A 24,145-nucleotide genomic window follows, 5' to 3' on the forward strand; every position below is an offset into this window, starting at 1 on the left:
GCCCTCGGCGCCCCCCCCGGCCCGCGCTCGCCACCCGAACCGCCGCTCGAACAATCGTGCGAATGTTGGGTTAGGCTGGCTCCACAGCACAAGAGGCACAGACGCCACAAAAAAAAGGGGGAACGCGAAGAAACAGGAGGCGCGCATGTCGTTCACGCATCTCCGCGTGGCGAGCGGCTACTCACTGCGCTACGGCGCCAGCCACCCCCACACACTCGCCGAACGCGCCGCCGAACGAGGACTCGACGCCCTCGCACTCACCGACCGCGACTCCCTCGCCGGCGCCGTACGCTTCGCCAAAGCCTGCGCACAGGCCGGCATCCGCCCCCTCTTCGGCACCGACCTCGCCGTCCCCACCGCCACCCCCGCGCCCCGCCCCGCCGCACGCCGCCGCACCCCCGCCAAAGGCGGCACCTTCGTCCCCCAGGCCCCCGCCCGCGCGCTCTTCCTCGCCCGCAGCGCACCCGGCTGGGCCGAACTGTGCCGCCTCGTCACCACGGCAGCGGCCTCGGACGACGGCCTCACCTGGGACGACCTGACCGCCCCCGACGACCGGATCTTCGTCCTCCTCGGACCCGACTCCGAGGTGGGACAAGCCCTCGCCGCAGGCCGCCCCGACCGGGCCGCCACCCTGCTCGCCCCCTGGCGCGAACGCTTCGGCACCGCACTACGCCTCGAAATGTCCTGGCACGGACGCACCGGCACAGGACCCGGCTCCCTCCGCCTCGCCGCCCGCACCGCGGGCTTCGCCGCCGAACACCACCTCACCGCCGTCCTGAGCAACGCCGTACGCTACGCCGACCCCGGCCAGGGCGAAATCGCCGACATCCTCGACTCCGCCCGCCACCTCGTCCCCCTCGACACCCGCGACGCCTCCCGCCTGGACAGCGGAGAACGCTGGCTGAAGGACGCCGGACAGATGGAACGCATCGCCACCCGCATCACCGAAGCGGCCGGCGGCCGCCACACCGACGCACGACGCCTCCTGACCGCCACCGAGGAAACCGCCGCCGCCTGCACCACCGACCCCGGCGAAGCCTTCGGCCTGGGACGGCTCAACCTCCCCGAACCCGACCGGCTCGGCACCACCACCGAAACCGCCGGCCGCACCCTCGCCGACCGCTGCGCCGCCGCCATGCTCCACCACGGCTACCACCGCGAAACACACCGATGGGACCGCCTGGAGAACGAACTCGACATCATCACCGGCCACGGCTTCGCCGGATACTTCCTGACCGTCGCCGAAGTCGCCCGGCAAGCCCGCCACCTCGGCATCCGCGTCGCCGCCCGCGGCTCGGGCGTCGGCTCCCTCGTCACCCACCTCCTGGGCATCAGCCCCATCGACCCCGTCACCCACGGCCTGCTGATGGAACGCTTCCTCTCCCCCCGCCGCGCCGCCCTCCCCGACATCGACCTCGACGTCGAATCGGCCCGCCGCCTGGAGATCTACCAAGCGGTACGCACCCGCTTCGGCGCCGACCGCGTCGCCACCCTCGCCGTCTACAAGACCTACCGCGCCCGCGGCGCGATCGAAGACGTCGCCCGCGCCCGCGGCATGCCCCCCGCCCAGGCCGCCCGCCTGGCCAAAGCGTTCCCCCACATCCGCGCCAAAGACGTACGAACCGCCCTGGCCGAACTCCCGGAACTCCGCACCGTCGCCACCGAGGACCACGGCCGCCTGTGGGAACAGGTCGAAGCACTCGACGGCCTCCCGCACGAAGCGGCCATGCACCCCTGCGGCCTGCTCGTCTCCGACGCCGGACTACTGCAGCGCACCCCGGTGGCGCCGACCACGGTGGAGAACATCGCCATGTCCCAGTTCGACAAGGAGGACATCGAGGACACCGGCCACCCGAAGATCGACATCATCGGCGTCCGCATGCAGTCGGCCCTCGCCCACGCAGTGGCCGAGATCGAACGGGTCACCGGCGAACACCTCGACCTCGACAACCCCGCACACGTCCCCCCGGACGACCCCGCCACCTACCACCTGATCACCTCAGGCGACACCCTCGGCACCTTCCAACTCGAAAGCCCCGGCCAACGCGAACTCGTCCAAAACCTCCGCCCCCGCACCTTCGCCGACCTCACCCTCGACATCAGCCTCTTCCGCCCCGGACCCGTCGCCGCCAACATGGTCACCCCCCTCATCGAAGCCCGCGACCACCGCAAACCCGCCCACTACCCCCACCCCGACCTCGAACCCGTCCTGAAGGAAACCGAAGGACACGTCGTCTACCACGAACAAGTCATCGCCATCATCGCCACCATGACCGGCTGCGACCGGGGCACCGCCGACGAAGCCCGCCGCGCCCTGTCCGTCCCCGAACGCCAAGGCCGCGTCCGCGCCTGGTTCGCCGACCACGCCCGCCGGCGCGGCTACCCCCTCCACACCGTCCGCGACATCTGGAACACCCTCGAAGGCTTCGGCAGCTTCGGCTTCGCCAAAGCCCACGCCGCCGCCTTCGCCCACCCCGCCTACCAAACAAGCTGGCTCAAAGCCCACCGCATGGCAGCCCTCCTCGCCGGACTCCTCACCCACGACCCCGGCATGTACCACAAACGCGTCCTCGCCGCCGACGCCCGCCGCCACGGAATACCCCTCCTCCTCCCCGACATCAACGCATCCCGCGCCGCACACACACTCGAACTGGTGTCCGGAAAATGGGGGGTGCGCATCGGCCTCTCGCAAATCCGCGGCATCACCGAAACGGAAAGCGACCGCATCACCTCCGGACAGCCCTACACCACCGTGGAGGACTTCTGGCAACGCGCCCAACCCAGCCGCCCCCTCGCCGAACGCCTCGCCCACGTCGGAGCCATGGACACCTTCGGCCCACGCCGCGAACTCCTGCTGAAGATCACCGAACTCCACCGCTCCAGCCACGCCCACCACACCACCGCAGGCCAACTCCCCCTCGACAACCACGACCCCCACCCCACCCCGGACCACACACCAGCCCCACCCACCGGCCTGGCAGCCATGAACAGCTCCGAACAACTCGCCGCCGAACTGGACATCCTCGGCATGGACATCTCCCGCCACATCCTCGACGAACACCGACCCCTCCTCGCCCACATCGGCGCCACCCCCGCCGCCGACCTCCCCCACCTGCGCCACGGCACCACCGTCCTCATCGCCGGCGTCAAAGTCGCCACCCAAACCCCACCCAACCGCACCGGCAAACGCATCATCTTCACCACCCTCGACGACCCCACCGGCCTCACCGACCTCGCCTTCTTCGAAAACAGCCACCCCCGCTGCGCCCACACCCTCTTCCACAGCAACCTCCTCCTCGTACGCGGCACCCTCACCCGCCGCCCCCCGCACGCCCTCAGCATCACCGGCACCGAAGCCTGGAACCTGGCCGAACTCATCGACCTCCACCACCACAGCGGCCCCACCGCCGTCACCGACCGCCTCACCCGCACCACACCCACCCCCCGCCAAACCACCCCCCACCGCACCCTCACCCAACCCACCGGCACCCCCCTCCACCCCTGGGCCGACCTGAAACCCCCCGGCACCCCAGCCGCCCTCACCGCCCTCACCGCGAAGACCTTCCACCACGCCAGCCCCGGCAGCGCGGGGTGACCGACGATGATCCTCTACCTCCACTTCAGCGACCCCCGCACCACCAACACCCCACCCGACGCCACATACCGGCAACTCATCGCCCTCCTCGGCGACTTCACCCCCCTCGTCCAGGCCCTGCCACCCGACGCGGCACTCGCCGACATCTCCGGCAGCCTGCGCTACTTCGACCGCGACCCCACCGGCATCGCGGCCCTCATCCGCACCCGCACCGCCACCCTCGACACCGGCACAACGATCGGCATCGCCCCCAACCCCCTACTGGCCCACCTCACCGCCCACCGCGCGACCCCCGGCACCACCCGCACCCTCCCCGACAACCCCCACGCCATCACCGCATTCCTCACCACCCTCCCCGCCACCGCCCTACCAGGAGTCGGCCCGGCCACCGCACGCACCCTCGCCTCCTACGGCCTCACCACCGCCGGCAAGATCGCCGCCACCCCCCTGCTCACCCTCCAGCGCATCCTCGGCACGGCACCCGCACGACAACTCCACCAACGCGCAGCCGGCATCGACCCCACCCCCCTCACACCCGGCGCCCCACCCCCCACCGTCAGCGCCGAACACCACTTCACCCGCGACGAACTCGACCCCGACCGGCAACGCGACGCCCTGACCCACCTCGCCGAACACCTCGGCACCCAACTCCGCGACGAACACCGAACCTGCCGCTCCCTGACCCTGACCCTCCACTACGCCGACCACTCCACCACCACCCGCACCCGCACCCTCCCCGAACCCACCGCCCACACCCCCCACCTGCGCACCGCCGCCCACGCCATCCACCGCGGCCTCGCCCTCCAACGCGCCCGCGTACGCCACCTCGCCCTGCGAGCCGACAACCTCCACGACACCGACGCCACCCCCCGGCAACTGACCCTCGACCCCACCGACGACAAAGCCCGCCGCATCGAAACCGCCACCGACCGAGCCCGCACCCGCTACGGCCCCACCGCCGTACGCCCCGCCAGCACCGCCGGAATACCCTGACAACCCCCCGGCTCCCACCGGCCGGCCACGTGACCGCAACTGCGGCGAAGCACGGGATCCCGGGAGACACGCCTCTGACCTGGCGCTTCGTGGCCCTGATGGGGACATGAGGGCGGAGGGAGGCGGAGCACGTCTCCCTGGTGTGAGGGCGTTCGGCCGGCCGCCCGGGCAGCCGCCGGGCCCTGCCGGTACGCGCGAGTGATCGCGGCTCGCGCGATCGGGCGGCACGCCGAGAGGCAGCCGAGAGACACCTGTCCGATGGCCGGCCAGGACGTGTCCGGGTGAGGCGCAGGTACGGAGCGGTCGTGCGCGGTGGGGAGAGCCGGGCGAGGCCGAGCTTGCCGGCGATCACGCCGAGGGCACCAGGGGCACGGGACGTTGGCGGGGAGAGCGGGCGACCAGCCCGGCAGGGCGACGGTTCGGGCGTCACCAGGCCACGGGCCGGAAGCACGGCGGAAGCGTTCCCGCGCGGTGCGACTGCGCTCCTCCCACCGCGAGTTGATACGACGGCGACGCCACCGGCCGTCCGACGGCGCCAAGCCGTGACGCTCACCGTCCTGAGGACACCTGACCTGAGCACCATGACGGTGAGGGAAGCTCACGCCCATAACCGGCCAGTCCCGCGAAGCACCCCCGCCCGGTGACGCGGAGCGACCTACGATCACCGCCGTAGCCACCAGGCCCACGGAAAGGAGACCGCGGTGTCCCCGAGACGGCCCGCACACAAGTCCCGCCTCTGCCGGAACACCTCCCCGGCCCTGGCAACGCCTTCCCGGAACCATGCCTGCCGCATACCGGGAGCCGCCGGAGGGCCGGAACTCCCGGCGACACCATGAAAGGGCACCGCTACCAGGTCCTGTGCCCTGCCGGCCCGACAACCGGCGGACAGCCCACCACGACGCGCTGGAGGCGACTGCGCCGCCGATGCCAGGGCGTCATGGACGGACTGCCGCTGCCCGTACCCTTTTCCGCCGCCGAACTGTGCGCCCGGCTCGCCGCCCGACGGGAACGCCCCCTTCACCTGCGGCCGTTACCCACCCCGACCGTCCCGGACATGCCGTCCGGACTCTGGCTGGCGACCGACCACGAGGACTACGTCCTCTACGACGCCCGGACCAGCCCCCTGCACCAGGAACACATCATCCTCCACGAGATCGGACACCTGGTGAGCGACCACCGCTCCCCGGGCGAGGAACAGCACCTGTACCGGCGCATCGACCTCGCGGATCCGGCCTCCATCCGGCAAGCCCTGCCCCGCGCACGCTATTCGGACATGCAGGAGCAGGAAGCGGAGATGATCGCCAGCCTGATCCTGGAGGGCGCCGCTCGCCTGCCTGCCCCGACCCTGCTCTCCGGAATACTGGGCGGACTGGAATCCGGAATGGGGCTACGCGGAATCCGCCACCGGGGGACACCGTGCTCACCGAAGTAGAGAACGCCGGAATCCTCGCCCTGTGGGCGGTGGCCCTCCTCCGCGCCCCGCAAGGCATCCGCCGCCGGGAACAGCGCCCGCTGTGGTGCGCCATCGTCATGATCGCGCTGGCCATGTCGATGCACCTCGAACCCGTGACCGCGGTGTTGGCCCAGGTGGCCCCCGACGCCCACTGGATCGACCTGACCACCCACCTGTTCAGCATCGTCGACGCCGCCGCCGTCCTGTGGTACATCCTCCAGGCCGCGCAGCGCCGGCGGCGCACGGCCGCGGTGTTCGGCTGCGCCGTCGCGGTCATGACCGTGCTGGTGCTGCTGGACGTCACGGCGCTCCCGCACGCCCGCAACCAGATCGCCCCCTCACCGGACATCCCGAGCGTCCCCGACACCTACTGGTGGCTCTTCTTCGCCTTCCACCTGACCGCGGACACCACATGCGGACTGGTGTGCTGGCGCCACAGCCACCGCGCCGGCACCCCCCGCGCCCTGCGCTACGCGTTGCGGCTGTTCGGCACCGGCATCCTCCTGGCCTCCCTGCTGTGGGTGCTCAAGCTCCTCTACCTCGGCACCCGCTCACCCGCCCTCGCCCCGCTGTTCTCACCCGTCACCGGCGCCGAGGCGCTGTTCATCGCAGCCGGCGTGGCACTGCCGTCCCTCATACGGATACGGACCCTGCTCCGCCACCACACCTCGCACCGCGGACTGGCCCCGCTCTGGCGCGACCTGGTCGCCGCCACCCCCGACGTGGTCCTCACCCCGGGAAGCCGCCTGCGCACCGCGGCGCTCCCGATCCAGCTCCGCCTCTACCGGCGGGTGATCGAGATCAGGGACGCCATGACCGTGCTGCGCGGCTACGTCACGCAGGACACCGTCGAGCAGGCGCGCCGCCACGTCACCGGCCACGCCGTCCCCGCCCCCGCGGCCGACGCGCACCTCACCGCCTGCTGGCTCACCGCGGCCCTGCACCACCGCCACACCGGCCGGCCCCCCGGCGCCCAGACGCTGAACCTCACCGGCGGCGGCGCACACGACCTCACCGAAGAAATCAGCTACCTGCTCGGGATCGCCGCCGCCTACCGGTCACCGACGGTCCGCAGCTACCGCGCCTCGCTTGCCGAAGACCTCCACTAGAGGGGAACCCGTACTGTGCTCGTTGCCTTCGCTTTGACTCCCATGGGTGTGAAGGAATCTGTTGCGGAATACGTCGCCGAAGCAGTGAAAATCGTTCGCGAATCCGGCCTCCCCAACCGCTCGGATTCGATGTACACGATGATCGAAGGCGAATGGGACGAGGTCATGAGCGTCATCCGGCGTGCCACGGAAGCGGTCGCGCTCAAGGCCCCCCGCGTCCAGGTGAGCATCAAAGTCGACGTGTGGCCGGCCATGCCCGCTCCCCTCGACAACAAAATCGCTCTCCTTGAGCAGCACGTCGCAGCCACCGAGGGCGGCTGACCAAAGCCAGAAGTGACCTTCTGGCATGCACGAGACATCCTGCTGATCGACAACCACCGGGCTGTACACGGCAGGCTGCCCTTCCGGGCCCGCTACGACGGCACCGAGCGACGGCTCAAACGCATCTGCGCTACCAGCGATCTGCGGCGAGGAGCATGGGGCCTGGGCCGCTCGCGCGGGCGGTAGAAATTCACTATGACAAGCGCGGTTGCGTTTTTCCCGTCACCGTCGTGGCCCTCGTCTGTTGGCTCCGCATGTGATCGCCCGGGCAGGCCCTGGAATGTTGCGAACTCCGTTCCCAGGAACGGGCGTTGGCGCGGTGCACCGCGGCGGGGCGACCGACGTGGCCGCCCCGCCGGAAACCTCCGTTACTCCTGAGCGAGCAGGTCGCGCAGCGAGGTGTTGGCTCGTCGCGGATTGGCGACGAGCAGGGCCAGCACGACGCAGACGACCACCAGCGGCAGGCTCAGCCCGCTCAGCAGCGTGGGGACCGTGACCGAAGGCAGCAACCCGCTCTGCAGTGATTGAGCGTCGAGCATCGGATTGATGGACAGAACTCCGACCGGCATGGCGATGACCCAGGCGGTGACTGCGATCGCCAGTGACTCGAAGAGGATCTGCCGGTTGACGGCCTTGCTGGTCGAGCCGGTCAGCCGGGTGAGAGCCAGCGACCGCTGCCGTTCCACCAGGCCCGAGGCAAGGGTGGCGGCGCCGACCAGCACAGCCAGCACGAACATCACCCATGCGAACGCCTCGAATGCGCTCACCAGCCGCGCGGTGATGGAGGCGAAGACGTCGCGGATCTCCTGCTGGGTGAGGACCACGGCGCGCGGGTAGCGGTCGCCGAATGCGGCCTCGATGTTCTTCTGCACCGTGGCGGGGTTCGCGCCAGGGGAGACGCCGACGTAGTACGCATACGAGCCGGGGCTGTCCGTGACCTCGTGGTAGAGGCGCGCCCCTGCGATGATCATGCCGCCGTCCGATGCGGTGTCATCGAGCACCGCCCGCACCGTGACCGTGCGGTGTCCGGTGGGCAGCGGGAGCTGCAGGGTGTCGCCGGCAGAGATGTCCCGAGTTCTGGCGAAGCTCGACGAAACGGCGATGTCGTTCTTCCCCATGCTGGTCAGAAAGTCCGGCGCGCCCTCGGACACCCGCAGTTTGGTGAGGGTCTGGCAGTCCTTCGTCGCGCCCCAGCTCCACATCTGGACGCGCCGGTCACCGAGACCGACGTTGGAGTAGGAGAAGGTACAGGCCGCGTCCACGTCCTTGACCGAACGCAGATCCTTCTCGAAAGGGGCGGCGAATACGTCGTTCTGGAGGTTCTGACCGGCCCGCGCCGCCTGGACGTAGAGCTGGCCCTGGGTCCAGCGCTCCACCGAGGTGGAGACCGAGTCCTTGATGCTGCTGGCCACGCCCGCCATGGTCAGCGCCATCATGATGGCCACGGCGAAGGTGACGCCCAGCGCAGCGTTGCGCCGCCAGCCGATCTGGAGCTGCCGTCCGGAGAACAGTCGCACCGGCCGCGGCGAGCCCCGGCGCAACAGCCCGCCGAGGGCGACCGGGAGCACCACGCTGACCAGCGCGGCTCCGCCCAGCAGCGGCAGCAGGGCGACCATCCGCAGGCCGTCGGGTGCGAGGAACACCGTCACCGCGCCCAGCGCCACGGCTGCCGCCCCCACGGCCAGAGGGAGAACGGCACCGCCCGGCCGCGGCACGGTCTGGTCCCGCCCGCTCACCGCCTCGACCGGCGTGATCTTCATGAATCTGCGCAGGCCGGAGAGCCAGGCCGCGCCGAACATCACCACGGCCGCCGCAAAGGCCCCGAGCACCGGCATCTGCCAGGGCACCCCGGGAGTCACTGCTTGCTGGGTGAGCTCGGTGATCTGCTTGGTGAACGAACTCATGCGTGCGCCGACGAGGACGCCCAGGGCCGCGCCGACCACGTAGCTGCCCAGCAGGACCGGCACCATGACGACGGCCGACCCCAGCATCAGGTCCCTGGTGCGCACACCGAACAGCCGCATACGCGCAAGCATGGGGCGAGCGTCGTTCAGGGCCAGCCGCCAGGCGAGGAACAGCACGACGGCCGAGGTGAGCACCGCGATCACGGCGAACATCGCCAGAATCGTCTGCGAGGTCTGGAACTGCTTCTGGTAGCCGGAGAACAGCTCGGCCGGGCGCATCACCCCCGCTGCCCCGTCCACTGCTTCCCGGGCGGAGGCCGAAACGGCCTCGGTGCCGCGGTCCCCGGGGGACAGCAGCAGTACGTCGGTGCGGGTGCCGCGCCCGAAGACCGAGGCGACGGTCTGCTTCGGCGCGATCACCACGGCGCCGTGGTTGGCGATCTCGCCGTCCAGCAGCGCCGCGACCTTCAGTGTGCGCGTTCCGGAGGGGGCGCTGACCCGGATCGAGTCGCCGGCCTGCAGCCCGTGGTCCGCGGCCCAGGTGCGCGTGAGGTAGACCTGGTCGGGCCGGGTCAACGGCCGGTCCTCGATCTGGTCGCGCAGGACCTTGCCGACGAAGTCGCCCAGCCGCTGATCGACACCGTAGACGATCGCGGGAGTCATCTTGCCCTCGGTGGCGCCGACGCTGGTGTTGATCACCAGGGCGCGGGAGGCGGGCGTTTTGGCCCCTTCCTCGACGCGCCGCGTGAGGCTGTCGGTCATCCCGCCGGGGGTCTTGGCCTCCACGGCGACCGCGTCGGAACGGATTCCGGAAATCGAGGCGCTCTTGATCGCGTCCAGCACCGCGGCAGAGATCAGCAGCATGGCCGTCGTCAGCAGCACGCCGCCGATCCCGGCTGCCACTGCGGCCACCATGCGTGCCGGCTGCTTACGCCAGCTTCTCGACAGCGAGCGGGCGACCAGTCGTGCGGAGTCGACCGCCATCACGCCCCCTTGACCACGCGGCCGGAGGTCTCTCCGTCAGAAATGGTGATGACCACGTCCGCTTCGTCGGCGAGGTCCATGTCATGAGTGATGATGACCCCGGCCGCGCCCTGTTCTGCCACCAACTGCCGGAAGATCTCCCGGACTCGCTTTCCGTTCTCCTCGTCGAGCGCACCGGTGGGTTCGTCCGCAAACACGATGGCCGGCGATCCGACGCAGGCGCGGGCCACGGCCGCGCGTTGTGCCTCGCCGCCGGACACCTCGCTCGGCCACCGGTCCGCACGGTGCCCGAGTCCCACCTGGCCGAGAATCTCCCGCGCGCGCTCGAGGGCGCTGCTCAGTTTCTCTCCGCCCATCACCAGCGGCGCTGCCACATTTTCGGAAATGGTCAGCGAGGGAATCAGGTTGTCCTTCTGGAGAACAAACCCGATGTGCCGGGCCCGCAGCTCGGCCATCTCCTTCTCGCTCAATGCGGAAAGGTCTCTTCCGAGTAGCGTCACCGTCCCTGAGGTCGGCACATCCAGCCCGGAGAGCAGGTTCACTAATGTGGATTTTCCGCTTCCGCTCTTTCCCACGATGGCGACGAACTCATTGGCTGAGATCTCAACATCGCAGTTCTTCACCGCGGTCACCGTGGTATCGCCGCTGATGAACTCGCGTGAGAGGTTCTCGCCTCGCAACACCAATTTTGAAGTCAAAGTTAACCGCCATTTCCCATGTGGTAAATCACTGTCCTGCTCCCCGGCATCCGGCTAACGGAAGCACCGCCATCAGCGGGCCTCAAGGCGGTTCTCGGCCCATCTTGCACGCGCTCTGACGGCCCGTTGGGATGCCAGGCGCCGCCGGAAGGAACGGGTTTTCGCGGTGGCGCACATTCCTCTCCCGGGATTCGCCTGACTGATCATTACGGAATGAGCTTGGCTTGGAGGGTATCTGATCTAGGTAATTGGTATTTTGGGATGTTCTTGTGACTGGAAGCCTCGGTGACCGTTGCCCGAGGCGTGAGTACTCGGCGTGCGTATCGAAGCGATGTCTCTGATGCCCGCTGGGCGTTGACCGAGCCGGTGTTCGTCGCGTGGCGGCCGCCCGATCAGGGACCGGGACGGCAGCGCGAGCGCACGATCTGAGAGAGATCGTGAACGCGATCCTCTACGTCAACCGCACCGGGATCCCTTGGGAGTATCTGCCGCACGACTTCCCGCCGTTCAAGACCGTCTACGACGACTACGCCAAGTGGGAGGCGGACGGAACCACCGAGCAGATCCACGATCTGCTGCGCAGGACGGGACCCGCCGGGCGAAGGCCCGAAACGAGGAGCCGTCCCCGGCCGTGGTGGACGCACAGAGCGTGGAGACTTCGGGCAATGTCGCCGAAGCCGGCCAGGGCATTGACGCCGGCAAAAGATCAAAGGACGCAAGCGCCACCTGATCACCGACACCCTCGGATTCGCCCTGACCGTCCTGGCCACCGCCGCCTCCGTCCACGACCCGGCGGCAAGCAGGCCCCGGCCGAACTGGCAGTAGCCCATGCGAGCGTGACCAAGGCCAGGGCCGACGGCGGATACCAGACCAGCGTCCTTCAGCACGGCGCCCGCCTCGGGATCGACGTGGAGGTGGTGCAGCGACCGAAAGAGAAGGGCTTCCGACCGTTGCCCGAGCGGTCCGAACCGAAGCGCGCAGCCACAGGGGTGGCCGGGCACCGTCTGGCCCTCCTCGACCTCGGCGGTCCGGGACGCCCTCTGCCGGCCCTGCACGGACACTTCGGACAAGGCCGCGCCTTCACGCCCCTGGCCCGGGGGCTGGGCGGCTCCTGGCGGGTCATCGTCCTCGACCGGCGTGGACACGGCCGCTCCGAGCGCCCCGCCGACTTCTCCCGTAGCGGCTACGTCGAGGACGCTGCGGCAGTGCTGGAGCATCTCAGGATCGACGCGCCGTCGTACTCGGCCACTCCCTCGGAGGCGTCAACGCCTGCCAGCTCGCAGCCTGGTGTCCGGGCCTGGTGGACGCATTGATCGTCGAGGACATCGGTGCCGAGGCCGACGGCGGTCTCTCCTCCAGCCTGTTCTGGCCGCACCGGGCACCGGGCACAGGCCCGGGCCAAGCTGCTGGACGAGTTCGGCTCGTCGGCGAACTACCTCACGGACGCCGTCCGCGCGTACTCCGACGGAGGGGGCTGTCCTTCGACCTGGAGGACATGAACGCCGCCTCACAGCAGCACCTCACCGGGGATCACCCGGAACGACTGGCGCGCCGGGACTTGCCCGGCCTTGCTCATCCGGGGCAGCCGCAGCACGGTGCTCAGCGCCGACGGTCCCGGCAACCTCCGGTGGTCGCCGCGGCCGTCCCGCGGCCGGCCGTGGCGTGGTCTGCCGGTACGAAGGCCGGCGCGGTCGGCCTCGTGCTGCGCGTGCCGCGAGGGTATGGCCGGGTGGGTGCGGCGTTGTGCGTTCCGCCGCTGTGGCCGGGGCGGGGGAGACCGGAGTGCCGGGCGGGCCGGGTCCCGTACGGCTGGTCGGTACGGCATGGTCAGCGGAAGTCGTCGGCGTGGTCGGCGGCCCACTGGGCGTAGGTGTGTGCCGGAGTGCCGGTGATCTTTTCGGTGATGACGGAGGTCGTGGCCACGATGCCGTCGGTGGCGGCCCACTGGCTCACGATCGTCTCGGCCACGACCGGATGCATCGTTCCGGCGACTTCCGCGCGAGCCTGTTCGTCGGAGAGGTGTTCAACCCGGATACGGCGGCCGATGGCCTCGCCGATGTGTTCGACCTGGCGTTGCAGGGTCAGGGATTCGGGCCCGTAGAGGGTGTAGGCCTGGTGCGAGTGGCCCGGTTCGGTCAGGGCGGTCACCGCCAGTGCCGCGATGTCCTTCTCGTGCACCGGTGCCGACTGTGCGAGCGGGTAGGGAAGGCGGACGACGTTGCCGGTGCGGATCGATCCGGACCACCAGGTGCGGGTGTTGGCCGCGAATGTCCCCGGCCTGAGGAAGGTCCAGTCCATGCCGGAGCGTTGGACGGCCTGTTCGATGGTGCGGTTGTGGCGGGTGACGGGGTGGCCGGCGTCGGGGTCCAGGACGACCGACACCGACGAGAGCAGAACCACCTGCCCGATCCCCGCGGCTGCGGCCGCCGCGGTGACCTTCTCGATGTCGTAGGGCTTGCGGGGGTCGAGCATGCCGTACAGGAACACCTTGTCGGCACCGTCGAGCGCTGCGGGCAGTGTTTCGGGGCGCTGCAGGTCGGCGACGACCGTTTCGCACTCCGGCGGCGAGCCTGCGGCTGGGGTCCTGCTGACTGCTCTGACCTGTTCACCGGCGGCCAGCAGGCCGTCGGCCACATGACGGCCGACGTTACCGCGGGCTCCGAAGACGACTGTCGCCATGAGGGGCCTCCTGTGTGTTGTGGACGTGCATCGCCGCATCGGTGCGGGTGGGCGAGAGGTGTCGCTGCCGTGCGGGTGGGGGACCGGCGCCGGCGGGCCTGGTCGCCGGCAAGGGCGCGGGGAACACGCCGGGAGCCGGGGTGCGTTGACCGCGGGATGTGCGGGTGCGGGATGCCGCCGCGGCGAGACGGCCGGTCGCCGGTGACGCGGTCGGCCGCCGGTGACGTGGGCGGGGGTTTTCCGCTGTCGGTGTGAGCGGCGGCAGCGGGTCCGCCCTGCTCGCCGGTCAGGGCCGGATGTTCTCCAGGTCCCGCAGAAGGCCGGGGTGCTCGGGTTCCCAGCCGAGCGCCTGCCGGGTGCGGGTGCTGGACGAGGGCTGGTCGGTCGTGAAGATTGGGCCGAGCGGGCCGTAGGTCTCTTCCGGTACCGATTCGACCGGCAGGCCCAGCCGCCGGCCGATGGCGGCCGCGATGTCCCGGACCTGGTCCCCCTCGTCGGCCACGGCGTGCCAGGCGGTACCGGCCTCCGCCTGCTCCAGGGCGAGGCGGAAGAGGACGGCCGCGTCGAGCGCGTGGACGGCGGGCCAGCGCTGCGTGCCGTCGCCGGGGTAGCCGGAGATGCCGCTTCGGCGTGCGAGGTCGGTCAGCAGGCCGGCGAATCCGCCCGTGCCCTGGTGGTGAACCGTGCGCGGCAGGCGTACGGCCGTGCTCCGGACCCCGCGCGAGGCCAGGTCCAGGATCGCCGTGACCGTGCGGCCGCGGCCGCCGACCGGCCCGTCGGTGGGCACCGGGTCGGCCTCGGTGGAGGCGCGGCCCGGCACCCAGGGCGTACCGGAGACGGTGACCAGGGGGCGGTCGCTGCCGACGAGTTCCTCGCCGAGGGCGGTGAGGGCGGCGGTCTCCTCGGCGACGTTGCGGGCGAGGGCCTCGGGGCTGCTGAAGTCGTTGCCGAAGGCCAGGTGGATCACCCCGTCGGCCCGGGCGGCGCCGGAGCGCAGGACGTCCAGGTCGGCGAGGCTTCCCCGCAGCGGCTCGGCGCCGGCCGCCTCGGCGGCCTGCGCGGAGACGTCGGAGCGGGCGAGTGCGAGGACGGTGTGGCCGTTGCCGAGGAGTTCGGCGACGACGGCGGAACCGATCAGACCGGTGCCGCCGGTGACGAAGACGCGCATGAAGACCTCCCGAAAGTGATGGGACTCTTGTCCCATCACTCTAGCAAGGTGACGGGACAAGAGTCCCATCACTTATGATGAACCCATGGGCCGATGGGAACCAGGTGCGCGTGAACGCCTCGTCGTGGCCGCGGTCGACCTGTTCACGGAGCAGGGATACGACGCCACGACGGTCACGCAGATCGCCGAGCGTGCCGGAGTCACCAAGAGCACCTTCTTCCGGCACTTCCCCGACAAACGCGAACTGCTGGTCGCCGGGCAGGAGACGCTGAGCCGGCTGCTGAGCGAGGGCATCGCCGACGCGCCCGGTGACGCCGGCCCGCTCGAGGCGGTCGCCGCCGGCCTCCGGCGCGCCTCGACCGCGATGGGCCCCATGAGCCGCGAACTCGCCCCCCGCCTGAAAGCGGCCGTCGCCGCCAGCACCGAGCTTCAGGAGCGTGACGCCCTCAAGACCGTCAGCCTCGCGGCCGCGATGACAGCCGCGCTCCTCGCCCGCGGCGTACCCGATCCGACCGCGGCTCTCGCGGGCGAGCTGGGCGTCCTCGCTTTCAAACGGGGATACGCCGAATGGGCCGAGGACGACCGCGGCGCCGAGGGCGAACTCGCCGGCTACACCCTGGCGGCCCTGGACGAACTGCGTGCGGCGACCGCATCACTGGGCTGACCGGACGCGCATCGCCCAGCGCCGGTGCGGCGGACGGGAAAACAGACCTCACCGCCCTTCGGACCGCTACCGCCCTCTTCGCCACGGGCGAGACCTTCAACCCGCGCGGCTCAAGCCGACACGAAGACGAGGGAGAGCCCGAGCGCCACGAGGATGGCGCCGATCGTCCGGTTCAGGCCCTTTTGACGGCGCAGCATACGGGTGCGCAGCGCGGGGACGGAGAACAGGCCGGCGGCGAGACCGAACCAGAGCAGATGGGCGGCGGACATGAACAGGCCGTAGCCGATCTGCTGGGCGAGGGGGGTGCCGCGGTGGACGACCTGGGTGTAGGTCCCGACGACGAACAGCATGGTCTTCGGATTGAGGGCATTGGTCAAAAACCCGGTGCGCAGGGACTGAAGGCGCGGAACCCGGGGGCCCGCACCGGTGGCGTCCGCCGCGATGTCGATCTCGGTTCGGGCGGAGAAGGTCTTGTAGCCGACCCACACCAGGTAGCAAGCGCCGGTGATCTTGACGATCGTGAAAAGGGCCGGAGTCCTGGACAGCAGCAGGCCCACTCCGAGCATGGTGTAGGTGACGTGGACGAGGACACCCAGGCTGATGCCCGCGGCGGCGAACAGCCCGGCGGTCCGGCCGTGGAGAACGCTGTTGCGGACGACCATGGCGAAGTCGGCCCCAGGGCTGATGATGGCCAGGACCGTGATGACGGCGACGGCGATGATTTCGGCCACGGGACCGACTCCTTAAGTGTGGCGCGGCGGCGGTGGAGGTCCGGCCTGGTGACGGTAGGGGACGACCAGGACGTCCCGGTGAGATGCTGCCGCATGCCGCTCAAGCCACCGCCGCCGGGCGGCCTGCGAACAACGCCGGGCCGGACAACGGCAGTTCCGCCTCACCGTGCCCTGGGCGCCGCGCTGTCCTGTCCGGGCTCTCCACCACGCGGTGAGTCACGGATGGAACCGCCACCGGCCTTCAAAAACGACATCCACCTCGCCGTCCCTGACGCGCACGGCCGTCTCGTCGTCGATGAAGTAGACCGGGAAGTCCGCGCGCGCGGCGATGCGATCGGCCCAGGCGTCGTCCCGCTCGGGGAAAACCGGCGAGTACAGGTGGGGCTTGAGATACCAGTCGAAAAGGCCGAACGGCGGCTCCACGGTCGTCGCGCCGAGCACGTGGAGGTCCGCGGCGTCCCCGATGACGTCGGCGGAGTGGCCGGTGAGATGACGGCTGAAGATCATTGACCCGGCACTGACCCCCACATAGCCCCGGCTCGCCAGCGCCTCCAGGAAGCCGTCGGCCAGGCCGTTGCCGGTGATGCTGCGCGCGAGGTGGTAGTGGCTGCCGCCCTCGACGTAGATGACGTCGGCGTGGAACAGCCGGTCGAGCACCATCTGCCGGGGCAGACCGTTCAGCTCCAGGACGTCGAACTCCCGCCGGCCGAGGCCGTACAGCCGGTTCATGTCCGCGACGACCCACCCGTGGTCCCCGGGCTCGGCGACCGACGCCGTGGGAACGAACACGATGTTCGCCTCACCGAACGGCTTCCCCAGCATGTCCCGCAGCGCATCCCGCAGCGTGTCGTTGCGCAGACCACTCGCCGTCAGCAGAAAGTTCATCGGGCGAGCCGAACACACTGCTGACGGGCGCGCCCACGCGGGTCCGTCAGCGCGCGTTCGGCACCTTCACCTGCTGCCAGGGGCCCGCAGGGAGCAACCGCGGGCCCGGCCGCTCCAGGTGAGCTCCCGGCCCGACCTGCCGCAACGGCCCGGCGCCTCCACGATCACGCCGGGCGCCCGCCCGCCGACCGGCGTCCGGCGCACGGCAGGCAGGCGGGCGAGGACGGCAGCACGACGACGGCACGACGACGGCACCCCTACAGGACGCCCGGCGGGTCAGCGCATCGCCTGCGCCCCTATGACCGACAGCAGCCGCAGCCGCTCGTAGCTCTCGCTGCCCGGCACGGCCGTGTACACGAGCAGGCTGTGCGACCGGCCGGGATCCAGCAGCCGCTGGCAGTTCAGCTCCAGCACGCCGGCCTCGAACTCCACCGGCGCGGCGAAGCCGGAGGCTGGGGCATCACGAGCAACCTGTCCCACCCGGGCATCGCGCCGACGAGCCTGCTCGCCGCCCGCCCCGAGGTCGGCCGCACCAAGGACACCCTGGGCGTACGCGTCATCCGTCTCCTGTCCGCCCGCGGCATCATCGTCGGCACCGTACAGAGCGCGAAGCTTCCCGCCCTGTACGCCGCCGCCTCGCCCGACTCCCGGAGCGGCGCCTTCTACGGTCCCGGCGGGCCGGGAAACATGGGCGGCGCCCCCGCGGAGCAGCCCCTGTACAGCCGCCTGCGCGACACCGGCGAAGCCCGGCGGATGTGGCGGATCTCCGAAGAACTCACCGGCGTCCGCTTCCCGGGCTGAGAGGCGGCACCGGGCCGCCCCGGACCGCGCGCGTCCCGGCCGCGTGCGGCTCCGTCGCCCAACCGTCGGGCACCACACGATGTGGTGCCCGACGGCCGGTGGAGCCGGCCGCGTGCCCGGTCAGCCCTTCTCGTACTGAGCCAGCGCGAGCCCCAGACCGAAGAAGGTGGGGGCCCACTCACCGACGAAGATCCCCCACCTGTCGGCACGGTCCGTACCGGCCGGCTCCCCCTTGACCGACGCCGCCCATGACAGGAACGACAGGCCGATCGAGGCAACGGCAGCCGTGTACGCGTGGTCACTGCGCAATCCCGATTCGTGCAGCTTTTTGATGATCATCGAGACTCCTCCACGAAGACTGCGGACCCTGCCACCATCACCCCCTCCCGGCTCATGCGCACCCGGACGCCCCGGGCCCCGCGCCGACGGCAGGCCCCCGCGCCTTCGCGGACCTCAGTCGTACGAGATATCAGCGGGCGCGTACCGGCAGTGGGTGCTGTCCGGGCCACTGCCCGTCTCGACCGGCTCGTCGCCGGAGTCGTTACCCGTGTAACGCACACAGGGCTTGATCTTCCTGCCGCCCTCGCCGTGCACACGGATGCCGCGAAGCGTCGCGGTGTCGCCGTAGTTGGTGTTGATACCGATCAGCGATTTACCGGGGCCGGTCACGTCCACGTCACTGACGCTGACGGTACGCCGGTACTGCTTCGAGCAGTTGCCGCAACTACGCACCAGTTTGCCGAAGTCGGAGACCTGGAAGCCGCTGACGGCCAGCCGGCCGGCGCCGTTGAACTGGAAGACCTTGTCGGAAGCCTTCCGCGCACCCCCGCCGGACACCGTGTAAGTCGCCTGCGGCGACGTGCCCTTGAAGGTGGCGGCGTCCTCACCGACATCCTCCCACCACACATTCTCCAACGTGCAGCTTCCCTGGCAGTGGACGCCGTCAGCGGCCGGCGCGCCCAGGACGACATTCTTCAGCACCGCACCGTCCTTCAACTCGAACAGCGCGTCCTGCCCCTCGCCCTGCCCACCGCCCCCGAGATCACCACTGCCGTAGAAGCGCTGAAGCCCGCCGTCGTACGTACCGGAGACCTCGATCGTCCGGTCGACCGGACGGCTGCCGGCGGGCGTGGGCCACGCGGAAGAGGCACCGGCGGTGGACATCAGCGCGCCCCCGGCGAGCGTGAGTCCGGCCAGACCCGCGAGACCGCCGAGAACGGCACGGCGGCGGAGGAACGATCTGCGATGGCGGCCGTCGGGCCGCTGAGAAGTCGACATCATGGTCCGTTTCCTGTGGGGAACCCTTGCGCCCACTGGTCGCCGCGGAGCCGGGAAAGGTTGCCGCCCGGAGACGATTTCCGTCAGCCCGGACGCACGGCGAAGTCACCGCGCACCGCGAACCGTTCACCACCGGACCGGGCACGCACCGTGTAGCCGTCCGCCCCGGCGTCCCGGCCACCCCGCGCGTGACCGTACTGGCCTGCGAAGACATGCCTGCCCGCAGGAACGGTGCGGCCCGGCTTCAGATCCCAGCGGAAGACGAGGAAACCCCCCTCGGCCTCCGTGGTGACACGGAAGTCCCCCGCGGGCAGGGTGCGCCAGGAACCGGTCGGTCTCACCTCGGCGGTCCGCGCGATACGCAGCTCCACGGTGAGCGCGGTCAGCGCCCGCGCCGTCTTGAGGGTCACATCGCTCTGCGCCCAGAACGGGTTGCCGTGCGGATCGACCGAACCATCGCTCCACAGCGGCCCGTCCTCGGTCCGGGGGAGCGGCGACGGGACGCCGCTGCCGGCCGGCGGGAGCACCCGGGCCGGCCGGACGCCGGGATCATGACCGGGAAGGGCAGCGTTGACCGCCAGGCAACCGGCCGCCAGCACACCCGCCACCGCGGCCGTCGCACCCGCTATCCGCAGCCACGGCGCCGCCCTGCGGCCCCGGACAGCCGCCGGCCCGGCCGCAGCCACCGCCCCACCACGCTCCACCCGCGCCCACATACGCTCCCGGTCGGGCCGGTGCGCCGCCGCGGTCTCCTCCAGCCGTCGCCGCAACTCCTCCATCAGGCCCTCCCGCCCATCAGATCCGAGGCGGCACGGGCCCCCAGCAACCGTGCCAGCTCCGCCATCCCTTTCGACGTCTGGCTCTTGACCGTACCGACCGATATATCCAGAGCTTGCGCCGTCTCCCGCTCCGAGAGACCGACAGCGTGCCGCAGCACGACACACGCCCGCTTACGGAACGGCAGGCACCGCAACGCCTGCTGCACATCGACAACCGCCGGCACATCGGGACCCTCCACCTGCTCCGGACCCCGGGACCAGAACAAAGCGACACGGCGCCGCTCACGGACCGCGCTGCGGATGCGGCTGCGGGCCAGATTCGCCACGACGCCGCGCGCGTAAGCCGCCGGATGGTCGGCCGCACACACCCGCTCCCAGCGCTCCCAGAGCGCGACGAGCGCATCCGCCGCCAGATCATCCGCGCCTTCCCGATCACCTGTCAGCAGCCACGCCAGCCGGGACAGCTCCTCGTAATGACGCTCGAAAAACACCCGGAACCCGGCGGCCGCATCGGCGCACCCGGCCGCATCTTCGTCCACGAGAACGCTCCCTCCCCGAGCCCCGCACACGCCGTACCTGACAGTAACTATCACAGGGGCAACGCCCGTACGACCCGAACGAACAGCCGCCCGGACAGGCCCTGCTCCACCCGCGTTCCACCCGCGCGCGGGCCGCGCCACCCGTGGCACCGCGCAGGGCCGGCACCGCGCCCGCGCCCGTCGGTGCCGCCACCCGGCCGCCGCCCGGCCGCCGCGCGCGGGCTTCGCCACCGACCCTCCCCGCACCCCGCACCCGGCGCCCTCGGCCCGCCGCCCGGCCGCAGGCTCCGCGGGCGGCATCCCGCTCGCCCCACGGCACACCGGCGGACACCGAACCGCCGCCGCCTGGTGGCTGTTCCGCACCGACCAGGGACCACCCTCCGCACGGGGCGTCTGTACCAGTGGATGTATCGCGCAGGAGTATGTTTCGCTCCATGGTTGAACATCGCATGGTCGACGTGAACGGCATCCGGCTGCACCTCGCGGAGGAGGGCGAGGGACCGCTCGTCGTGCTGCTGCACGGCTTTCCCGAGTCCTGGCACTCCTGGCGCCACCAGTTCGGCCCGCTGGCCGCCGCCGGATTCCGGGTCGTCGCCCCTGACCAGCGCGGATACGGCCGCAGCGAGCACCCGGAAGCCGTGGAGGCGTACAGCATCCTGCACCTGGCCGGGGACGTGATCGCACTGATCCACGCCCTGGGGGAGAAGGAGGCGTTCGTCGTCGGGCACGACTGGGGCGCGCCCGTCGCCTGGCACACCGCGCTGCTGCGGCCCGACGTCGTACGCGGGGTGGCGGGGCTGAGCGTCCCGCCGCCGTTCCGCGGGGAACGCCCCCCGCTCGAAGCCATGCGGGAGCGATTCGCGGGGCGGTTCTACTGGAACTACTTCAACCGGCCCGGCATCGCCGACGCCGAGTTCGCCGAGGACACCCGCACCACCCTGCGCAAGCTGCTCTACTCCGCCTCCGGCGACGCCCCTGACGCCGGCCGCCCCGACCAGGCACTGGTGACCGACCCGTCGCGGGGCTGGCTCGCCGACATGACCGACCCCGAAGCGCTCCCGGACTGGCTCACCGAACAGGATCTGGACGAACTCACCGCGAGCTACGCCCAGGGTTTCACCGGCGCCCTGAACTGGTACCGCAACCTGGACCGCAACTGGGAGCTGACCGCCGCCTGGCACGGTGCGGTCGTCAGCCCGCCCGCGCTGTACCTCTACGGCGACCGCGACCTCGTCCCGGCCTTCCCCGGCACGCCCGAACTCATCGCCAAGCTCCCGGAACTCATGCCCAACCTGCGCCGGGAGCCGATCGTGCTTCCGGGCTGCGGCCACTGGACCCAGCAGGAGCGGCCCGACGAAGTGAACACCGCACTGATCGAGTTCCTGACGGAACTGCGGGGCTGACCCCACCCCCCGGGGACAGACGATCCTTACGAACAACCAGTTCAGACCACATCGGACAGGCAGGGCACACTCCCATGACCATCTCCCCCTCCGCCGCCTCCCGCGCGGCCGAAATCCTCTCCCGGCCCCTCGCGCTGAACGGCCTGACCGTTGCGAACCGCATCGCGATGGCACCGATGACGCGCATGTTCTCCCCGGGCGGCATCCCCGGCGAGGACGTCCGGTCGTACTACGCCCGGCGCGCCGCCGCAGGCGTCGGCCTGATCATCACCGAGGGCACCTACGTCGGCCACGAGTCCGCCGGGCAGAGCGACCGCGTGCCCCGCTTCCACGGCGCGGAGCAACTGGCGGGATGGGCGAAGGTCGTCGAGGACGTACACGCGGCGGGCGGCACGATCATGCCGCAGTTGTGGCACATAGGCATGGTGCGCAAGCCGGGCGACGCGCCCTACGCCGACGCCCCCGTCGTCGGCCCCTCCGGAATCCGCGTCGACGGGACCGAGAACGCCGGCAAGGCGATGACCCAGCGCGATCTGGACGACGTCATCGGCGCCTTCGCCGAGGCAGCCGCGGCGGCCGAACGCATCGGCTTCGACGGCGTCGAACTGCACGGCGCCCACGGCTACCTCCTCGACCAGTTCCTGTGGGCGGGGACGAACCGCCGTACCGACGCCTACGGCGGCGACCTCGTGGCCCGTACGAAGTTCGCGGCCGAGATCGTGGCCGCCGTGCGCGAGGTGGTCTCGCCCGCATTCCCGGTGATCTTCCGCTACTCGCAGTGGAAGCAGGAGGCGTACGAGGCGCGGCTCGCCGAAACACCGGAGGAGCTCGAGGCGATCCTGGCCCCGCTCGCCACGGCCGGCGTCGACGCCTTCCACGCCTCCACCCGCCGCTACTGGCTCCCGGAGTTCGAGGGCGCGGACCTGAACCTGGCCGGCTGGACCAAGAAGCTCACCGGCCGGCCCGCCATCACCGTCGGCTCGGTCGGCCTCAACGGCGACTTCATCCGCGCGTTCGCCGGCGAAGGCGCCGAGGTCGGCAGCATCGACAACCTCCTCGACCGCATGGAGCGCGACGAGTTCGACCTCGTCGCCGTCGGCCGCGCCCTGCTCCAGGACCCGCAGTGGGCCGCGAAGGTCCTGGGCAACCGCTTCGATGAGCTGAAGCCGTACGACGCGGCGGCACTGAAGACGCTGAGCTGAGCGGCCCGGCCGGGGGACCGGAGCCGCACGGCTTCCGTCCCCCGGCGAAGCCGCGGCGGCAGCGCAGCGGTCCCGCATGACGAAGGGCACCGGCCTTCCCACCGGTCCCCTCCTGCCGTGTGCGTCCAGCACGGGACGGGCGAGGGAACGCGGGAAGTCACCCCGCGCCGATGCTGCCGACGGCAGCGCCCTCGCCGCCGAAGGCGCGGAGGAAGCCGAGCCGTCGAACTCCGGGAGCCGGCAGCGGCGGGGGAGGCGCGGAAGGCGCCGACACCGCAGTGGTGACAGGGATGAGTACCGACCGACCCGGCGGTCAGGACACTCCGTCCGGCGAGCCGCCCCGCGCTCTGCGCCCGGGCCCGGCCGTCAGGCGGCAACGGCAGGGAAGACCTGCCCGAGCAGGCGCTGGAAGGAGCGCCGGTCCTCCTCGCCGAGGCTCTCCAGCCCGGTGAGGCCGAGCATCAGGTCGGCGCGGATCCGCCGCACCGTCTCCTCGCCCTCCTCGGTCAGGGCCACCCTCTTGATCCGCCGGTCGGCGGGGTTGGCCTCGCGACGCACCAGGCCCCGCGCCTCCAGGCGGTCGACGATGCCGGTGACGTTCGAGGCGTCGCAGGCCAGGAGGTCGGCGAGGGTCCGCATCGGCATCGGCCGCCGCAGCAGGCCGAGCACCTTGCCCTGCATCAGGGTGAGGTCACGCTCCGCCGCGACGGCGGCGAAGTTCCGGTAGTAGAGGGCCGCGGCCTGCGCGAGCTGGTCCATCAGCTCCACGGGCGTGGGCGCGGACGCGGGGGATGCCGACGGTGGGGCCGAGGGCGACGTGGACGGCTTCCTGCGGGTCATGGCCGCATTCTAGGCGAGGTTACTTGACCTCCTCAACCATTGAGGTCTACCTTCATGCTATTGCTTGAAGACCTCAACCATGCACGGCTTCAACCTCCCCGCTGTGAGTCTCCCGGCCA

General features: G+C 70.8%; 21 protein-coding genes and 2 pseudogenes. 11 read left to right on the forward strand and 12 right to left on the reverse strand.

The window, feature by feature from the left end; all coding sequences use genetic code 11:
- Nucleotides 1-145: 145 nt before the first annotated feature.
- From ACGH2B_RS29605 to ACGH2B_RS29630, 6 genes are all read left to right on the forward strand, one after another.
- Nucleotides 146-3,595 (forward strand): DNA polymerase III subunit alpha, encoded by a 3,450-nt coding sequence (locus ACGH2B_RS29605; RefSeq protein WP_399082016.1) that lies wholly within the window; start codon nucleotides 146-148, stop codon nucleotides 3,593-3,595.
- A gap of 6 nt (nucleotides 3,596-3,601) precedes the next feature.
- On the forward strand, nucleotides 3,602-4,588 hold the full coding sequence (locus ACGH2B_RS29610) for a DNA polymerase thumb domain-containing protein (protein ID WP_399082013.1): 987 nt from the start codon (nucleotides 3,602-3,604) through the stop codon (nucleotides 4,586-4,588).
- Nucleotides 4,589-5,642: 1,054 nt separating this feature from the next.
- Complete coding sequence (locus ACGH2B_RS29615; RefSeq protein ID WP_399082010.1) at nucleotides 5,643-6,020, forward strand: hypothetical protein; 378 nt, start codon at nucleotides 5,643-5,645, stop codon at nucleotides 6,018-6,020.
- Nucleotides 6,005-7,150, forward strand: a complete 1,146-nt coding sequence (locus tag ACGH2B_RS29620) for an MAB_1171c family putative transporter (RefSeq protein WP_399082007.1) — start codon at nucleotides 6,005-6,007, stop codon at nucleotides 7,148-7,150. The genes ACGH2B_RS29615 and ACGH2B_RS29620 overlap by 16 nt, the downstream gene beginning before the upstream one ends.
- Before the next feature lie 15 nt (nucleotides 7,151-7,165).
- Nucleotides 7,166-7,471 (forward strand): MTH1187 family thiamine-binding protein, encoded by a 306-nt coding sequence (locus ACGH2B_RS29625; RefSeq protein WP_399082004.1) that lies wholly within the window; start codon nucleotides 7,166-7,168, stop codon nucleotides 7,469-7,471.
- Nucleotides 7,472-7,483: 12 nt separating this feature from the next.
- The gene (locus tag ACGH2B_RS29630; protein ID WP_399082001.1) at nucleotides 7,484-7,657 is read left to right on the forward strand and encodes a hypothetical protein; all 174 of its coding nucleotides are present in this window, start codon (nucleotides 7,484-7,486) and stop codon (nucleotides 7,655-7,657) included.
- A gap of 182 nt (nucleotides 7,658-7,839) precedes the next feature.
- Here ACGH2B_RS29630 and ACGH2B_RS29635 read toward each other — a convergent pair whose 3' ends face one another.
- Both ACGH2B_RS29635 and ACGH2B_RS29640 read right to left on the reverse strand, forming a co-directional pair.
- Nucleotides 7,840-10,290: an ABC transporter permease gene (locus ACGH2B_RS29635; protein ID WP_399081998.1), complete on the reverse strand. Its 2,451-nt coding sequence runs from the start codon at nucleotides 10,288-10,290 to the stop codon at nucleotides 7,840-7,842.
- A 68-nt stretch (nucleotides 10,291-10,358) separates the two neighbouring features.
- Nucleotides 10,359-11,057, reverse strand: coding sequence for an ABC transporter ATP-binding protein (locus ACGH2B_RS29640; RefSeq protein ID WP_399081995.1), 699 nt, complete (start codon nucleotides 11,055-11,057; stop codon nucleotides 10,359-10,361).
- Between the two features lie 377 nt (nucleotides 11,058-11,434).
- On the opposite strand from ACGH2B_RS29640, the gene ACGH2B_RS29645 reads away from it, so the two are divergent.
- Nucleotides 11,435-12,370, forward strand: a complete 936-nt coding sequence (locus tag ACGH2B_RS29645) for an alpha/beta fold hydrolase (RefSeq protein WP_399081992.1) — start codon at nucleotides 11,435-11,437, stop codon at nucleotides 12,368-12,370.
- 514 nt (nucleotides 12,371-12,884) lie between these two features.
- On the opposite strand, the gene ACGH2B_RS29650 is transcribed toward ACGH2B_RS29645, so the two are convergent.
- Both ACGH2B_RS29650 and ACGH2B_RS29655 read right to left on the reverse strand, forming a co-directional pair.
- Nucleotides 12,885-13,736 carry an SDR family oxidoreductase gene (locus ACGH2B_RS29650; protein ID WP_399081989.1) on the reverse strand — a complete coding sequence of 284 codons (852 nt, stop codon included), beginning with the start codon at nucleotides 13,734-13,736 and terminating at the stop codon, nucleotides 12,885-12,887.
- Between the two features lie 286 nt (nucleotides 13,737-14,022).
- Nucleotides 14,023-14,904: an SDR family oxidoreductase gene (locus ACGH2B_RS29655; RefSeq protein ID WP_399081987.1), complete on the reverse strand. Its 882-nt coding sequence runs from the start codon at nucleotides 14,902-14,904 to the stop codon at nucleotides 14,023-14,025.
- Between the two features lie 85 nt (nucleotides 14,905-14,989).
- On the opposite strand from ACGH2B_RS29655, the gene ACGH2B_RS29660 reads away from it, so the two are divergent.
- Entirely contained in the window at nucleotides 14,990-15,568 is a 579-nt protein-coding gene (locus tag ACGH2B_RS29660) for a TetR/AcrR family transcriptional regulator (protein ID WP_399081984.1), read from the forward strand.
- 110 nt (nucleotides 15,569-15,678) lie between these two features.
- On the opposite strand, the gene ACGH2B_RS29665 is transcribed toward ACGH2B_RS29660, so the two are convergent.
- From ACGH2B_RS29665 to ACGH2B_RS29675, 3 genes and pseudogenes are all read right to left on the reverse strand, one after another.
- Nucleotides 15,679-16,299 carry a LysE family transporter gene (locus ACGH2B_RS29665; RefSeq protein ID WP_399081981.1) on the reverse strand — a complete coding sequence of 207 codons (621 nt, stop codon included), beginning with the start codon at nucleotides 16,297-16,299 and terminating at the stop codon, nucleotides 15,679-15,681.
- A gap of 216 nt (nucleotides 16,300-16,515) precedes the next feature.
- Nucleotides 16,516-17,184, reverse strand: a complete 669-nt coding sequence (locus tag ACGH2B_RS29670) for a Type 1 glutamine amidotransferase-like domain-containing protein (protein WP_399081978.1) — start codon at nucleotides 17,182-17,184, stop codon at nucleotides 16,516-16,518.
- A 276-nt stretch (nucleotides 17,185-17,460) separates the two neighbouring features.
- A pseudogene (locus tag ACGH2B_RS29675) lies at nucleotides 17,461-17,607 on the reverse strand (transcriptional regulator); the annotation flags it as partial.
- Between ACGH2B_RS29675 and ACGH2B_RS29680 the strand changes: the two are divergent.
- A pseudogene (locus tag ACGH2B_RS29680) lies at nucleotides 17,602-17,985 on the forward strand (short chain dehydrogenase); the annotation flags it as partial. The pseudogenes ACGH2B_RS29675 and ACGH2B_RS29680 sit on opposite strands and share 6 nt — an antisense overlap.
- Nucleotides 17,986-18,105: 120 nt before the next feature.
- Here the strand turns inward: ACGH2B_RS29680 and ACGH2B_RS29685 are convergent.
- From ACGH2B_RS29685 to ACGH2B_RS29700, 4 genes are all read right to left on the reverse strand, one after another.
- On the reverse strand, nucleotides 18,106-18,324 hold the full coding sequence (locus tag ACGH2B_RS29685) for a hypothetical protein (protein ID WP_399081975.1): 219 nt from the start codon (nucleotides 18,322-18,324) through the stop codon (nucleotides 18,106-18,108).
- Between the two features lie 114 nt (nucleotides 18,325-18,438).
- Complete coding sequence (locus ACGH2B_RS29690; RefSeq protein WP_399096588.1) at nucleotides 18,439-19,263, reverse strand: pectate lyase; 825 nt, start codon at nucleotides 19,261-19,263, stop codon at nucleotides 18,439-18,441.
- Between the two features lie 83 nt (nucleotides 19,264-19,346).
- Complete coding sequence (locus ACGH2B_RS29695; protein ID WP_399081972.1) at nucleotides 19,347-20,042, reverse strand: hypothetical protein; 696 nt, start codon at nucleotides 20,040-20,042, stop codon at nucleotides 19,347-19,349.
- Entirely contained in the window at nucleotides 20,042-20,581 is a 540-nt protein-coding gene (locus ACGH2B_RS29700) for a SigE family RNA polymerase sigma factor (protein WP_399081969.1), read from the reverse strand. Before ACGH2B_RS29700 ends, ACGH2B_RS29695 begins: the two co-directional genes overlap by 1 nt.
- A 434-nt stretch (nucleotides 20,582-21,015) precedes the next feature.
- Between ACGH2B_RS29700 and ACGH2B_RS29705 the strand changes: the two genes are divergently transcribed.
- On the forward strand, nucleotides 21,016-21,984 hold the full coding sequence (locus ACGH2B_RS29705; RefSeq protein ID WP_399081966.1) for an alpha/beta fold hydrolase: 969 nt from the start codon (nucleotides 21,016-21,018) through the stop codon (nucleotides 21,982-21,984).
- 74 nt (nucleotides 21,985-22,058) lie between these two features.
- A complete protein-coding gene (locus ACGH2B_RS29710) occupies nucleotides 22,059-23,186 on the forward strand; it encodes an NADH:flavin oxidoreductase (protein ID WP_399081963.1) in 1,128 nt (375 codons plus the stop codon).
- 366 nt (nucleotides 23,187-23,552) lie between these two features.
- On the opposite strand, the gene ACGH2B_RS29715 is transcribed toward ACGH2B_RS29710, so the two are convergent.
- A complete protein-coding gene (locus ACGH2B_RS29715) occupies nucleotides 23,553-24,026 on the reverse strand; it encodes a MarR family winged helix-turn-helix transcriptional regulator (protein WP_399081960.1) in 474 nt (157 codons plus the stop codon).
- Nucleotides 24,027-24,145: the final 119 nt, after the last annotated feature.

The organism is Streptomyces sp. BBFR2 (assembly GCF_044497305.1).
In the GTDB taxonomy this organism is placed as follows: Bacteria; Actinomycetota; Actinomycetes; order Streptomycetales; family Streptomycetaceae; genus Streptomyces.

What these genes read in the sequence shown, in the direction of transcription:
- ACGH2B_RS29685 (WP_399081975.1), bottom strand. Translation starts at nt 18,324, where the DNA reads ATGATCATCAAAAAGCTGCACGAATCGGGATTGCGCAGTGACCACGCG.
- ACGH2B_RS29715 (WP_399081960.1), bottom strand. Translation starts at nt 24,026, where the DNA reads ATGACCCGCAGGAAGCCGTCCACGTCGCCCTCGGCCCCACCGTCGGCA.
- ACGH2B_RS29690 (WP_399096588.1), bottom strand. Translation starts at nt 19,263, where the DNA reads ATGTCGACTTCTCAGCGGCCCGACGGCCGCCATCGCAGATCGTTCCTC.
- ACGH2B_RS29710 (WP_399081963.1), top strand. Translation starts at nt 22,059, where the DNA reads ATGACCATCTCCCCCTCCGCCGCCTCCCGCGCGGCCGAAATCCTCTCC.
- ACGH2B_RS29615 (WP_399082010.1), top strand. Translation starts at nt 5,643, where the DNA reads ATGCCGTCCGGACTCTGGCTGGCGACCGACCACGAGGACTACGTCCTC.
- ACGH2B_RS29655 (WP_399081987.1), bottom strand. Translation starts at nt 14,904, where the DNA reads ATGCGCGTCTTCGTCACCGGCGGCACCGGTCTGATCGGTTCCGCCGTC.
- ACGH2B_RS29660 (WP_399081984.1), top strand. Translation starts at nt 14,990, where the DNA reads ATGGGCCGATGGGAACCAGGTGCGCGTGAACGCCTCGTCGTGGCCGCG.
- ACGH2B_RS29670 (WP_399081978.1), bottom strand. Translation starts at nt 17,184, where the DNA reads ATGAACTTTCTGCTGACGGCGAGTGGTCTGCGCAACGACACGCTGCGG.
- ACGH2B_RS29635 (WP_399081998.1), bottom strand. Translation starts at nt 10,290, where the DNA reads ATGGTGGCCGCAGTGGCAGCCGGGATCGGCGGCGTGCTGCTGACGACG.
- ACGH2B_RS29605 (WP_399082016.1), top strand. Translation starts at nt 146, where the DNA reads ATGTCGTTCACGCATCTCCGCGTGGCGAGCGGCTACTCACTGCGCTAC.
- ACGH2B_RS29705 (WP_399081966.1), top strand. Translation starts at nt 21,016, where the DNA reads ATGGTTGAACATCGCATGGTCGACGTGAACGGCATCCGGCTGCACCTC.
- ACGH2B_RS29610 (WP_399082013.1), top strand. Translation starts at nt 3,602, where the DNA reads ATGATCCTCTACCTCCACTTCAGCGACCCCCGCACCACCAACACCCCA.
- ACGH2B_RS29695 (WP_399081972.1), bottom strand. Translation starts at nt 20,042, where the DNA reads ATGGAGGAGTTGCGGCGACGGCTGGAGGAGACCGCGGCGGCGCACCGG.
- ACGH2B_RS29650 (WP_399081989.1), bottom strand. Translation starts at nt 13,736, where the DNA reads ATGGCGACAGTCGTCTTCGGAGCCCGCGGTAACGTCGGCCGTCATGTG.